Origin of the sequence: Posidoniimonas polymericola (genome assembly GCF_007859935.1) — a bacterium.
Classification (GTDB): Bacteria; Planctomycetota; Planctomycetia; order Pirellulales; family Lacipirellulaceae; genus Posidoniimonas; species Posidoniimonas polymericola.
On the sequence record NZ_SJPO01000008.1, the window covers coordinates 271,246 to 284,721 of the forward strand.

Annotated in this window: 11 protein-coding genes; 7 read left to right on the plus strand and 4 right to left on the minus strand. The window is 68.0% G+C overall.

The window, feature by feature from the left end:
* Window positions 1-11 precede the first annotated feature (11 nt).
* From carA to Pla123a_RS17120, 5 genes are all read left to right on the plus strand, one after another.
* Window positions 12-1,139, plus strand: coding sequence for a glutamine-hydrolyzing carbamoyl-phosphate synthase small subunit (gene carA, locus Pla123a_RS17100; RefSeq protein ID WP_146589177.1), 1,128 nt, complete (start codon window positions 12-14; stop codon window positions 1,137-1,139).
* Window positions 1,140-1,412: 273 nt separating this feature from the next.
* Window positions 1,413-2,036 carry a hypothetical protein gene (locus Pla123a_RS17105; protein ID WP_146589179.1) on the plus strand — a complete coding sequence of 208 codons (624 nt, stop codon included), beginning with the start codon at window positions 1,413-1,415 and terminating at the stop codon, window positions 2,034-2,036.
* Between the two features lie 77 nt (window positions 2,037-2,113).
* Entirely contained in the window at window positions 2,114-3,349 is a 1,236-nt protein-coding gene (locus Pla123a_RS17110) for a formylglycine-generating enzyme family protein (protein WP_146589181.1), read from the plus strand.
* A gap of 74 nt (window positions 3,350-3,423) precedes the next feature.
* A complete protein-coding gene (locus Pla123a_RS17115) occupies window positions 3,424-4,338 on the plus strand; it encodes a TRAFAC clade GTPase domain-containing protein (RefSeq protein WP_146589183.1) in 915 nt (304 codons plus the stop codon).
* Between the two features lie 39 nt (window positions 4,339-4,377).
* Window positions 4,378-4,746, plus strand: coding sequence for a hypothetical protein (locus tag Pla123a_RS17120; protein WP_146589185.1), 369 nt, complete (start codon window positions 4,378-4,380; stop codon window positions 4,744-4,746).
* 253 nt (window positions 4,747-4,999) lie between these two features.
* On the opposite strand, the gene asnS is transcribed toward Pla123a_RS17120, so the two are convergent.
* Window positions 5,000-6,394, minus strand: a complete 1,395-nt coding sequence (gene asnS / locus Pla123a_RS17125; RefSeq protein WP_146589187.1) for an asparagine--tRNA ligase — start codon at window positions 6,392-6,394, stop codon at window positions 5,000-5,002.
* A 202-nt stretch (window positions 6,395-6,596) separates the two neighbouring features.
* Here asnS and Pla123a_RS17130 point away from each other — a divergent pair, with 202 nt between their 5' ends.
* The gene (locus tag Pla123a_RS17130; protein WP_146589189.1) at window positions 6,597-8,018 is read left to right on the plus strand and encodes an MFS transporter; all 1,422 of its coding nucleotides are present in this window, start codon (window positions 6,597-6,599) and stop codon (window positions 8,016-8,018) included.
* Between the two features lie 467 nt (window positions 8,019-8,485).
* Here Pla123a_RS17130 and Pla123a_RS17135 read toward each other — a convergent pair whose 3' ends face one another.
* From Pla123a_RS17135 to Pla123a_RS17145, 3 genes are all read right to left on the minus strand, one after another.
* Window positions 8,486-9,934, minus strand: a complete 1,449-nt coding sequence (locus Pla123a_RS17135) for an ABC transporter permease subunit (protein WP_146589191.1) — start codon at window positions 9,932-9,934, stop codon at window positions 8,486-8,488.
* Between the two features lie 236 nt (window positions 9,935-10,170).
* The gene (locus Pla123a_RS17140) at window positions 10,171-11,094 is read right to left on the minus strand and encodes an ABC transporter ATP-binding protein (RefSeq protein WP_146589193.1); all 924 of its coding nucleotides are present in this window, start codon (window positions 11,092-11,094) and stop codon (window positions 10,171-10,173) included.
* Window positions 11,095-11,335: 241 nt separating this feature from the next.
* On the minus strand, window positions 11,336-11,749 hold the full coding sequence (locus Pla123a_RS17145) for a GntR family transcriptional regulator (RefSeq protein ID WP_146589195.1): 414 nt from the start codon (window positions 11,747-11,749) through the stop codon (window positions 11,336-11,338).
* Window positions 11,750-11,923: 174 nt separating this feature from the next.
* Here Pla123a_RS17145 and Pla123a_RS17150 point away from each other — a divergent pair, with 174 nt between their 5' ends.
* Complete coding sequence (locus Pla123a_RS17150) at window positions 11,924-13,456, plus strand: sulfatase family protein (RefSeq protein WP_146589197.1); 1,533 nt, start codon at window positions 11,924-11,926, stop codon at window positions 13,454-13,456.
* The last annotated feature ends 20 nt before the right edge of the window (window positions 13,457-13,476 follow it).

Genomic DNA, 13,476 nt, shown 5'->3' on the forward strand with positions numbered 1-13,476 from the left:
GCCCTGTAACTATGCCCAGCACTGCTAAGCTTGCGCTCGAGGACGGCGCCGTCTTTACCGGAGTCTCGATCGGCGCCGACGGCGAGGTCGACGGCGAGGTCTGCTTCAACACCTCGATGACCGGCTACCAGGAGATCCTCACCGACCCGAGCTACTGCGGGCAGATCGTCACGATGACGTACCCGCAGATCGGCAACTACGGCGTCAACGCCGAAGACGTGGAGAGCGAGAAGCCGCACCTCCGCGGCTTCGTGGTCCGCGAGCACAGCCGTATCCAGAGCAACTTCCGTTGCGAGAGCAGCCTGAGCGAGTACCTCAAGCAGCACAATATCGTGGCGATCGAGTCGATCGACACCCGCGCCCTGGTGCGGCGGCTGCGGTCGCAGGGTTCCATGCGCGGCGTGCTCTCCACCACCGACCTGGACGACGCCAGCCTGGTCGCGAGGGCCAAGGCCTCGCCCGGGCTGGTGGGGCGGGACCTGGTGCGGGAGGTGGCCCCCCAGCAGGCGGCCGCCTGGAGCGAGCCGCTCAGCACCTGGACCCGGCTGGACGGCCTGCAGCACTCGTCGGCGGACGACTCGGCGCCGCACGTCGCGGCGCTCGACTTCGGCATGAAGTGGAACATCCCCCGGCACCTGGTCAACATGGGCTGCCGGGTCACCATCCTGCCCGGCTCTGCCACCGCGGCCGATGTGCTCGCCCTGAACCCCGACGGCGTGTTCTTGTCGAACGGCCCCGGCGACCCCGAGCCGGTCGCCTACGCGGTCGAGACCATCCGCGGGTTGCTCGGCAAGAAGCCGATCTTCGGTATCTGCCTAGGGCACCAGCTGCTGTCGCTGGCGTGCGGGGCGAAGACCTTCAAGATGAAGTTCGGCCACCGCGGCGCCAACCAGCCGGTGCAGGACCTCACTACCGGCAAGGTCGAGATCACCTCGCAGAACCACGGCTTCGCGGTCGACGCCGACTCGCTCCCCGCCGACCTCGAGGTGACGCACCTCAGCCTGAACGACCAGACTATCGAGGGCGTGCAGCACCGCTCAGCCCCGGCGTTCAGCGTGCAGTACCACCCGGAGGCCTCGGCCGGGCCGCACGACAGTCACTACCTGTTCGACCGCTTCTGGCGGATGATTAAGAACTGACGCCCGGAGTCTGCCCTCCGCTGGGCAGGCGACGCTTTCCGGGCCCGGCCACTTCTCCGGCCCGCGTGGCCGCGCCCGCCGCGTTCTTCCCGCTGCGGCGGATTCTGCCGCCGGCCGTTTGCCTGCACCCGAAACGTGACCTACGTTTCAATTGGCAGAGCGTACAGACTCATCTTGGGCAGAGTCTGACGCTAGGGCAGCCACCTTTTCGATGCGGGCGCCTTCTCGCCCGCTGGGCAACACTCTCAATCCACCCGAAGGGCGCAAACCCTTATGGCTACCATTGCGCTAGATCCGACGCGCGAATGCCTGACTTCCTGGAGCGAGCAGCACCAGCGGTTCGAGGAAGACCTGCAAGAGTCGTTCGACGCGCTGGACGCGTACCAGCGGCAGCTCGACGCCTGGCAGCAGCGGCTCGCCGGTGAGCGTGAGCAGCTCGAGCATGAGCGCGAGCGTCTGAAGGAGCAGGCGGACGCCGCGATCGCCGCGGCCGAGCAGGGCGATCAGACCGCCGAGCTCGAGGCCGAGCTGATCGCGAGCCGGCAGCGCACCGAGGAGCTCGAGCAGCAGATCGCGTCGTCCGAAACCGCGAGCATCGGCCTGCAGGGCGAGAACGCCAAGCTGACTGGCGAGCTGCACCAGGCCCAGCGGGCCGCGCAGGAGCTGGGCGTCCAGCTCGAGGCGACCCGCGCCGAGATGGCCCAGCAGAACCAGCACTGGTCGGGCGAGTTCAGCCGCGTGGTGAAGATGCTGGAGCAGCAGCAGGCCGCCCCGGCAGCCGACTTCGCGCCGGCCGCGGTCGCCGCCCCCGCGGGCGCCAGCGACCCGGTGCTCGGGTCGGTCGTCGCGCAGTTCAGCAAGCTGCGGCAGCAGCGGGCCGAGCGTGGGCTGAAGTAAACACGTCACGCACAAGTCTCGACTCAGCGTCCTGGCCTCCCCTCCTTCCGAATCACCACCTCCCACGAGGCTCACCCTTGTCTGCAGCCATCCTCTCACCCCTGCGGGGCTGTCTCCGCTGGCGGGAAGTCCTCGACAGCGAGGCCACCATCGGCGCCGCCGGTGGCGCGTTGCTGTTCATCGGCATCGCTTGCGGACAGCCTGTGCTGGCCGGGGCCGGCGGCGTTGGCGCCTGCATGGTCGCCCGCAACCTGATCAAGCGTGGGCTCGAGTCCCGCGGCGTCGGGTGGGGCGAGCAGCGGCCGGGCGGCGTCCGCGTCGCCGACGGTGGCGAGCCGCCGGAGGAGCCGACCCCGCCGCGGCCCCGCCGCAACAGCACCAACGAGAACGACCTCGTCGACGAGATGCTGGCCGACCGCCGGTACGCGCTGTTGCTCCGCCGCGAGACCGCCTGCCAGATCGAGCAGGACCAGTACCTGCGGGCGATCCGCGCGCTCGACGAGTCGATGGTGCTGACGCCGGCCGGCTCGGTGCTGGTGGGCGTCGCGGCCGAACGCGAGACCCTCGGCCACGAGGCGACCACCAGCCTGCTCGAGGCGGGCGCCGAGGCGATCGTCCGCGTCGAGCCGTGCTACCTCGACCGCTACACTGTCACCAACGCCGACTTCCAGAGCTTTGTCGACGCCGGCGGCTACGAGGCCCTCGAGTTCTGGCCCGAGGAGGCCCTGCCCGCGCTGTTCGACTTTGTCGACCGCGCCGGGGTCACCGCGCCGCGCTACTGGTCCGACGGGCGCCACCCGACCGGCGAGGGGCAGCTTCCGGTCGTCGGCGTCAGCTGGTACGAGGCGGTCGCCTATGCCCGCTGGGTCGGCAAGCGGCTGCCGACCGACGCCGAGTGGACCAAGAGCTGCGCGTGGCCGATCGAGTCGGCGCCGGGACGCGTGGCCCAGCGGCGCTACCCGTGGGGCGAGTCGTTCGACACCCGCAAGGCCAACCTGTGGTCGTCGGGCGCCGGCAAGCCGGTCTCGGTCGACACCTACCCAGACGGCGCTACGGTGGGCGGCGTCGAGCAGATGGTCGGCAACGTCTGGGAATGGACCAGCTCCACTCTGGACGAGACCACGCCGCAGGCCGTCCGCTTTCCGTCGGCGCTGCGGACCATCCGCGGCGGGGCCTACAACACGTACTTCGAGAACCAGGCGACCTGCCACTTCCAGAGCGCCGAGCACCCGCTCTCGCGGCGGCCCAACATCGGCATCCGCCTGGCGATCAGCATGGACGTGCTCGCCTCGTCGACCGCGGCCCAAGGCTGATAGCCTGGCTCATCTAGGCGCCCGCACCGATTGGGCGCCTGCAACGCACACACTACTCCGGACCAGATTACCCTATGTCTCAGCTCATCAACGTGCCGCTCGAGTCGTACCTGCTGGCTCAGCGGGCCGCGCCGATCAACTGCCTTATCTGTGACGAGGAGAACAGCTCCGCCACGGAACGGTGCTGCCGGTGCGCGACGCCGATGGCGATCTCCCGGGCCTGCGCCGGCTCGAAGAAGGCCCCGGCGCTGCTCGCCGTGCTGGGCGCGTCCGGCGTCGGCAAGACGGTCTACCTCGGGATGCTGATGGACATGCTGGTCCGCCGTGTCGGCGGCATCAGCGCCGTCGTGTGCGGGCCCTATTCGATTGGGCTGCAGCAGGCCACGACCACGGCGCTCGCCTCGGGCTACTACCCGGACCGCACCTCGCTGAACCCCGAGGACTGGCACTGGGTCCACTGCCAGGTGGAGTGCAGCCGCGGCAAGAAACGCACGGAGTTGGTGCTGGCGGACGTGTCGGGCGAGGCCTGGCAGCAGGAGGCCGACCGCCCCGGCACGCACCCCGCCCTTGGGGCCCTGCTAAAGAAGTGCTCCGGGATGATGATTGTCGCCGACGCGCAGCAGCTGCACGCCGGCGACCACAACAGCGACTTTGTCGCGCTCAAGCTGCTCTCGCAGCTCGACGAGTCTCGCCGGCGGGAAAAACGCGCCAGCCGGCGCGTGAACCGGACGCCGCTGGCGATGGTCCTCACCAAGGCAGACCAACGCCAGAGCTGCCTGGACGACCCGACCGGGTTCGCCGAGGCCCACGCCGAATCGCTGCTGCGGGACTGCGAGAACCGCTTCCCCAACACCCGCGTGTTCGGCGCTTCGGTGGCCGGGGCCTCGGCCCTGCGGACCATCGGCGGGCACCGCCGCGAGACCCCGCTGCGGATCGAGCCGCAGGGCGTGGTCGAGCCGCTCGGGTGGCTGCTCACGCAGATGAGCTAGCCGGCGTAATCCTGACTTGCCTAGTTTCGCGTCTATCTAATGAAATCGGAATCCTCCCTCGGCAGAATCCCGCAACCGGCGCCCGCCGCCGATCCGCTCCCGTTGTCGGCGGGGGTGAGGGTCCGCTGCGCGACCGGTGAGGAGCTGACCCCGCAGCAGCTGGAGCAGATCGAGGCCCTCGACGACGTCATCTTCGCCGCCCTCGACGGCAACCCCGCCGCGCTGGACGAGTCGGCCCGCCTGTACCGGCAGGCCGCCGCCCAGACGCACCCCGCCGCGCTCGACGAGTCGCGCGAGCAGTACCTCAAGAAGGCCGAGTCGATCGTGGCCGACTACCGCACGCAGGCGGGCGCATCGCTCGCCAAGACGTTCGCCGCGCTCGAGATCCTGACGCTCGTCGCCGAGTAGCCAAGCACAAGGCCACGGCGACAGCTTCGGAAGACTGGGTCCTACTCCCGTTCTTCTTCCGCTCGTGTTGTTGAACGTTGGACCGCCAAGTCGCCAAGAGCACAAAGGACGCCAAGTTCCCTGACTCCGGCATTGCCTTGGCAGCGAAGCTACCTGCGGCGACGCTGCACTTCTGCTTGTCGCCAGCGGCTCGGCCTGTCGGCGTCGCCCGCAGTCCTTGGCGTCTTGGCGACTTGGCGGTTTCAAGCCCACCCTAAAACTCCGCGTTGCCCGGCGTCCGCGGGAACGGGATGACGTCGCGGATGTTGGCCATGCCGGTCACGAACTGCACCATCCGCTCCAGGCCGAGGCCGAACCCGGCGTGCGGCACGGTGCCGTACCGCCGCAGGTCCAGGTACCACCAGTAGTCGTCGGGGTTCAGGCCCTGCTCGGACATGCGACTCTCGAGCACGTCGAGCCGCTCCTCGCGCTGGCTGCCGCCGATGATCTCGCCGACGCCGGGGGCGAGGACGTCCATCGCGCGGACCGTGCGGCCATCGTCGTTGACGCGCATGTAGAACGGCTTGATGGTCGCCGGGTAGTCGTGCACGATCACCGGCCGGCCGTGCAGCTTCTCGGCCAGGTACCGCTCGTGCTCCGCCTGCAGGTCGACGCCCCAGCTCACCGGGAACTCGAACGCCTCGCCCGAGCTCTCGAGCGCGGCGATCGCGTCGGTGTAGGTGGTGCGGGCGAAGCCCCCCGCGACGATCTTGCCGAGCCGCTCGCGGACCTCCTTGTCGATCCGCTGCTCGAAGAAGTCGAGGTCCTCCTCGCAGTTCTCCAGCACGTCGGTCACGACCCGCTTGAGGAACCGCTCGGCCAGGTCCATGTTGTCCTCGAGGTCGTTGAACGCGACCTCGGGCTCGACCATCCAGAACTCGGCCAGGTGCCGTGAGGTGTTGGAGTTCTCCGCGCGGAAGGTCGGCCCGAAGGTGTAGACCTTGCCGAGCGCCGTGGCGTAGACCTCGCCCTCCAACTGCCCCGACACCGTCAAGAACGACGGACGGTCGAAGAAGTCCTGCGTGTAGTCGACCGCGCCCTGATCGTTGCGCGGCGGGTCGGCCGGGTCGAGCGTCGTGACGCGGAACATCTCGCCGGCGCCCTCGCAGTCGCTGGCGGTGATGATCGGCGTGTTGAGGTAGAGGAACCCGTCCTCCTGGAAGAAGTCGTGCACCGAGCGGCAGACCTGGTTGCGGACCCGCATCACCGCGCCGAAGGTGTTGGTCCGCGGCCGCAGGTGGGCCCACTCGCGGAGCTTCTCCATCGAGTGCCGCTTCTTCTGCAGCGGGTAGCTCTCCGGGTCGGCCAGGCCGTGCACGGTCACCGCGGCGGCGTGCAGCTCGGTCGCCTGGCCCTTGCCGCCGGAGGCCTTCACCTCGCCGTCGATCGTGACGCTGCAGCCGGCGGTGAGGTGGCGGACCTCGTCCTCGTAGTTCGGCAGCGCGGCGTCGGCGATCACCTGGATGTTGGCCAGGCAGGTTCCGTCGTTGATTTCAATGAAGCTGAAGCCGCCCTTCGAGTCGCGGCGGGTGCGGACCCAGCCCTGCAGGCGGGCCTGCTGACCAATGGCGGACTCGAGACGCGCCTCGCGCACGGATAGTTTTTGCATGAAAGGTTCTGTTCGGTGCGTTCACAGGGGATTCCAGACCGGTAGGTCCCGACGATTCTAACGCTCAGGACCCCTTGGACTCATCCCCACTTTCTCCGCTCCAGGGTTGAACCGCGGCGCCAGGGCGGTCATAAACGTGGCTGGCCCGCCGCCGCTCTTGTCGGCGGGCGAGCCCTATTCGAGCATTCTCCTGGAAACGTTCATGTCCAAGTCAAAGCAGCTCCCCTGGTACCGACAGCTCACTGGCTACCACTGGTTTGTGTTTATTGTGGCGTCGGCTGCTTGGACGTTTGACTGCCTGGACCAGCGGCTGTTCTCCCTGGCGCGGGTGCCGGCGATCGACGCCCTGACCACCGACGCGACCGTTGCGCAGGTGCAGCAGTACGGCAAGTACGTGACGGCCATCTTCCTGATCGGCTGGGGCATCGGCGGCATGTTCTTCGGGGCCCTGGGCGACCGCTACGGCCGCGCCAAGATGCTGACGGTCTCGGTCCTGATCTACTCGGTCTGCACCGGCGCCAACTTCTTCAGCCAATCGGTGTGGGACTTCGCCTTCTTCCGCTTCCTGACCGGCGTCGGGGTCGGCGGGGTGTTCGGCCTGGCCGTCGCGCTGATCGCCGAGACCGTGCCCGACGGCGCCCGGGCCGGCGCGCTCGGCATGCTGCAGATCCTCTCGGCCGGCGGCAACATCCTGGCCGTGTTCGTTAAGGAGACCGTCGACTCGCTCGAACGCTCCGGCACGATCGTTGCCGGCGAGGGCTGGCGGTACGTGTTCCTGGTCGGCATCCTGCCCGCCGCGCTGGTGATCTTCATCCAGGGCCGCCTGAAGGAGCCCGAGCCGTGGCTCCGCGCCAAGGAGGCCGGCACGCTGCCCAAGGGAGCCATCATCGCGCCGTACGCCGGGCTGGTCAGCGACGCCCGCTGGCGCCGCAACCTGATCGTCGGCGCGATCCTGGCCTCGACCGGCGTGATCGGCCTGTGGGCGATCGGCGAGTACGCGGTCGACATCCAGAAGGTCGTGTTCCAGGGCCACTTCCAGAACGAGCAGCTCATCGCGTTCCAGGCCGAGGGCCTGACCGACGCCCAGGCCCAGGCCCGGCTGGCCGAGCCCGAGACCGCCGGCCTGATCGGCGAACAGGTCAAGCGTTCGAAGAACATCGCGTTCTTCCTGCAGATGGTCGGCGCGGCGATCGGCATGTGGATCTTCTCCAAGGTGGCGATCGCGATGGGCCGCCGGCCGGCGTTCGCGATCGCGTTCGTCATGGCGCTGTTCTCTACCGCGGGGGCCTACTGGTTCATGGAGACCCCGACCCAGGCGTACTGGATGATGCCGCTGATGGCGGCCTCGCAGCTGGCCCTGTTCGCCGGCTACGCAATCTACCTGCCGGAGCTGTTCCCCAGCCGGCTGAGGAGCACCGGCACCTCGTTCTGCTACAACCTGGGCCGCTTCGCGGCGGCGGGCGGCAGCTTCGTTTCGGCCTGGATCGCGGCCACGTTGTTCGGCTTCGCCGAGTCGCCGCTCCGCGAGCGCTACGCCGCGGTGGCGATGTGCTCGATCTTCCTCGTCGGTCTCGTAACGCTGCTGTTCGCCCCGGAGACCAAGGATCAGCCGCTGCCGGAGTAGGGCCGCCGGCGGCGAGGTTCTGTCCGCTCGGTTCTGTCCGCTGGACTTTGTCTGGGCCGTAAAGTCCGAAATATCGAGCGGAGGGGACAATACCCCGGCCGCATTCGGCCCCTGGTTTCGTTCCACGCTTGTATAGCAGGGTCTGTTGCTTACATGGTGGCAGGCATCGGCAGGGTTTTGTCCGCCAGCATTGGCGCCATCCCACCTAGGGGACAAAACGGCTTGTGCCGGCCATCGGCGGCGGCAAACCTCCAACCGCGCAGCAGTCACCCCGCGCACCCAACCCGCGACCAGCCTCCTGACAGCCCACGGCGCCAGCCGTAGGACTGCGCTACGAGAAGCTCCCTTCATCCGGAAGGGAACGCCTGCACGAACCCATTAGATCACGCGCGGCGGCCACTCTCTACAAAGAACTCGGCAGAAAGGCGGCCCGACGATTGCGTCACCCGCCGGCCTTGGCCGACCGCTCAACCCCGCACCGGCCAGTCGCTGCGGAACAGGACCCAGGCGGCGAGGATGGCCGTGAGGGCGATGCCTCCGAGCACGGCCATCACCTGCCACACTTCGGTGATTATGCCTTGGCGATCGAGAATTTCGCCGGTCCAGACCACCGGTACCAGCGAGATACCCAAGGAGAGGATCGCAGCCCGCACGGCGTCGCGTGTCGCGGCCGCGGCGCAGGCGCCAGCGGCGAAGAACAGCAGCAGCGCGGCGGCGCCGATGCCGATTAACTCCTGGCTCTTTGCTGCGTTGTTGCCGGACTCAAACACGCCACCGGCCCAGGTGACGAGACCCCACGCCGGAAGAGCGAAACAAATCATCAGCAACGCGCCCCCGGTCGCGACCGGGATCCAGAAGGCGTGGTCCGCAGGAATCGGCCGCGACCGCCAGAACGTGTTGAGCTGCGGGCTGAGGTCCCGCAGCGTGACGCCGATCCCCATGATCGCGGCCGCCAGCGGGCCGAGGTAGAGCAGGGGCGCCACAAGCATGGTCGCCAACTCACGGCGGTGGTGAGCTTGAAGGAGCCAGTCCGGGCTCTCGATGATCGCGGCCACCACAATCACGGATCCGATCATCAGGCTGGCGGCAACGGCGGCCCCGGCAATCGGCCCGCACTCGCGGAGTTCCTTCCAGGCCAGCGCCCGAGCCGTGCTGCGGAACGGGGGCGGCAGGTAACTCGGCGCCAGCTCGGGCAAGCTTGTTGTCGGCCGATTACGGGAAATGGCTGCGAAGATGGGGCGGCCGAAGAACCGCACGAAGGCGACCGCGACCACCAGGTGGACGACGCCCGAGATCCCCAACAGCCAGGGCACCTGCAAGTCGCGCGGATTGAGAATCGCGGCTGGCCCGAGGGGGCCGAACATGGCGAGCAGACTCATGGCTCCTGTGCCGCGACCCGAGGGAACCGCAAGCTTCTGCATGGCAAACGCGATCGTCGCCAGAAAGGCGAGCCATACGGCGAAGAACCCGAGGGCCCAGACGGCGCCGCGGACCTCGTCCGACGAGTTGACCGCCAGGGCGGCGGTCCACAGGTAGATGCTGAGTGTCGTGACGAGCGTGAGATAGAGGTAGAACGTCAGCGGATCGAGAAAGCCGGAACCTACCGGCTGGATCTGGTGGCGAAACCCGCCCGCCAGTTCCTGGCTGATCGTGCCGCCCCAGAAATCGAGTCCATAGAATGCGGCAATGATCAGCATCCCCGGCGTCACGCACGCGACGCCCCCCGCGAGCAATTTGGCGATGGCGAGCTTCCAGAGCGGCGCTGGTTGAGCGGTGGCGAAAGGCATCGTGCCGCGCGAGTTCTCGCCGGCTCCCACCGCGGCGCCGACGAACAGGCCGAACGGGATGCCGAGCATCCAGACAATCATCAGCGAGTCGGCCCAGTCACGCAGGTTGTCTGGCTTGGTGAGCAACATCAGACAGGCCAGGATGAACAGCAGCGCTAGGCACCTCCACTGGTGCTCGCGCCATTCTTTCCACAACAGGTTGAGCCAAGGGCTGTTCATGGGGGGGGCCTTTGGAAGGAAGTGCTGATGTGCCTCACCTCCCCTTTGGGGGAGCCGTTTATCCAGTAGACGCCGGGGTGGGGGTGAAGTAGGTGCACGGGGCGCCCCCACCCCGGCCCTCCCCCAGAGGGGGAGAGAGTAGTGTGCTAGGCGGGCGTCGGTAGTGGGCTCTGGGCCGGCAGCGCATCGTCTGCCGGCTTCTTGCCAACCACGTACGCCTCAAAAATCTCATCCAGGTTCAAATCGACTACCTTCCGCAGCTCGCCCCGCTCGGAGAGCTGCTGAGTCAGGGCCGCGGCGTTGTCGACCACCAGGGCGACCTCCTCGCCGTCGGGGCGTTGGTCGAGCACCCTGCGGGCGTCGATCTGCGTGGCGCCCTGCGGCGTGACGATCAGCTGCTTGACGTCGGCGCGGAGCTCCTCGGTGCCGCTCTGGCGGAGCACGCGGCCGTTGTCGAGGATCGCGACCTCGTCGGCGATCGGCTCGACCTCGTACAGCAGGTGCGAGCTGTAGAACACCGTGCGGCCCTCGCCCTGCAGGTGGGTGATCAGGTCGCGGTTGAACTGCTTGCGCATGATCGGGTCGAGCCCGAGCGCCGGGTCGTCGAGGATCACCAGCTCCGGCCGGTGGGCGAGCGCCAGCACCAGGCCGAGCCGCACATTCTGCCCCTTCGAGAGGTGCTTGATCTTGGTCCGCAGCGGCAGCTCGAACTCGCCCAGGTACATCCGCGCGAGGTCGTGGTCCCAGCTGGTGTAGAACGGCGCGATGTAGCGGACGATCTCCTCGACCCGCATCCAGCCGTACATGGTCTGGTCCTCGGCCAGGTAGCCGACCCGGTCGCGGACCAAGAGCGGGTCGACCTCGGGGTCGAGCCCCAGCACCCGAACCGCGCCGTCCGAGCGGTGCAGCAGTCCCATCAGCAGCCGGATCGAGGTGGTCTTGCCGGCGCCGTTGCGGCCCAGGAAAGCAAACGTCTTGCCCCGCTCGACGTTGAGCGTCACGCCGCTTAGCACCACCTTGCGGCCGAACCATTTGCTCACGCCGCTCATCTCAATCGCGTAGTCGCTCATGCTAATGGCCTCTCATGCAGTAACGCAGGGGGAGCTTGAATAGGGGACTGGCTCGTGATCGCCAGGCAGTTCAGCGCAATGCGGACAGGCAACCGGCGGTCGCGTGCCTGTCCCCTTTTCAAGCGTCGCCTACCGAAACCGTCGAAAAAGGGGGACAGGCACGCCGCGGGCAAATTGTTTCGTGGGACCGAGTCCGCGCGCAGCGGCGATCCAGTCGCCGTTTCTCGACTCGCTCTAATCTTCATGACTGATTCGCCTCCTCTGCCTTGGCCGATTCGACCCCGAGCTGCTCCCACGCCTGGGCCAGCAGCCCGTGGAGCTCGTCGGAGGAAAGCCCGAGCCCCTGGGCCTGCCGCGCCAGCTGGCGGAGCTCTTCGATGAGCCGTTTCTCGTGCGCCGCCGCCGCCTTGCGGCCGGCGGTCTTGGCGACAAACGTCCCCTGGCCGTGGCGGCGTTCGAGCAGCCCCTCGCCGGTCAGGCGTTCGTAGACACGCAGCACCGTGTTCTGGTTGACCGCCAGCTCACGGGCCAGCTCGCGGACGGATGGCACGCGGTCGCCTGGCTGCAAGCGGCCGGCGGCGCAGAGGGTGGCGATCTGCTCGGCCAGCTGCTTGGAGATGGGGACGCTCGAGCCTTTTTCGATGCGGATTAGCATCGTGGGGCCTCGCAGGGGGACTAGTGATTACACAAGTGTAACAGTGGTCACCGGCCGGTCAAGAGGGATTTAAAGAAGATTCTCGTCCGGCGATGCATTAGGTTGATAGGAGTGAATTGCTTGTCAGCCGCTGGCTTTTGGCGGCAGCGCGGTGCATCGATAGAGGAGGCGAAGATGCGACTACCGACCCTGTTTGCCCTGTCGATCGTGGCCGCGCTGGCCCTGCCCGCGCTGGCCTGCCCCGCGGTGGCAGAGCCCGCCCCGCGGCCGAACTTCTTGTTCGCGATCGCCGACGACTGGGGCTGGCCCCACGCCGGCGTGTACGGCGACCCGGTGGTCCAGACGCCCAACTTTGATCGGCTCGCGAGCGAGGGGCTGCTGCTGCACCACGCTTACGTCAGCGCGCCGTCGTGCACGCCGTCGCGCAACGCGATCCTGACCGGGCAGTGGCACTGGCGGCTCGGCCCGGGCGCCAATCTGTGGTCGGAATTCCCCGCCCGGTTCACGACCTACCCCGAGATCCTCAAGCAGGCCGGCTACCGCGTTGGCCACACCGGCAAGGCTTACGGCCCGGGCAGCCTCGATCCGGCCGACCGCGAAGTCGCTGGCCGGCGCTACAAGAGCTTTGCCGCCTTCCTTAAGCAGCGTGAGGGGCAGGGGCCAGAAGCCCAGCAGCCGTTCTGCTTCTGGCTCGGCAGCAGCGACCCGCACCGGCCGTACACGGCAGGCTCGGGCGTCGAGAGCGGCATGGACCTCGCCAAGATCGAGCTGCCGGCCTCGTTCCCCGACAACGACACCGTGCGGAGCGACGTCGCGGACTACTACTGGGAGGTGCAGCGTTTCGACCGCCTGGTCGGCGCGGCGATCGAGCAGCTCAAAGAGCGCGGCCTGTGGGAGAACACGGTGGTAGTCGTGACCGGCGACCACGGCATGCCGTTCCCGCGCGGCAAGGCCAACCTGTACGACCTCGGCACGCGGGTGCCGCTGGCGGTGAGCTGGCCCGCCGGACGGCTGAAGGCAGGCAGCGAGTCCGAAGACTTCATCAACCTGATCGACCTCGCGCCGACATTCCTCGAGCTGGCCGGCGTGCCGGTTCCCGATGACATGACCGGCCGCAGCTTCGCCCCGCTGCTGACCGGCGAAGGCGAGTACCAACCCGCCGACTACACGCTGTTCGGCAAGGAGCGGCACACGCCGATCCAGGAGGCGCCCGACCGTGGCGGCTACCCATCGCGCGGGATCCGCACGCACGATTTCCTCTACATCCGCAACTTCTCGCCCAACCGTTGGCCGAACGGCACTCCCAATTTTCGCCTGGCGTTCAACCCGGGCGCGTGGTATTCCGACTGCGACAACGGCCCGACCAAGTTCAACATCGTCGAGCACCAAGACGCCAGCGACGAGCACCGCCGGGCGTACGAGCTGGCGTTCGCCAAGCGGCCCGCCGAGGAGCTGTACGACCTGCGCAGCGACCCCGACCAACTGCACAACGTGGCGGGCAAGCTGGGCTACGCGGTCAGGAAAGCCGAGCTCGCCGAGCGGCTGTGGGGCGAGCTCGTAGCGACCGGAGACCCCCGTGTCGAGGGACGCGGCGCCGAGCTTGAGAGGCACCACTATCAGGGTGGCGGAGTGAGGCACCCCGACTGGAATCAGATCGAGAAGGCGGCGCGTGAGTCGCGCGGCAGCGAGTTGTCGGCCGCCCAGTAGAGGGTCGACGTCGGCGCGCC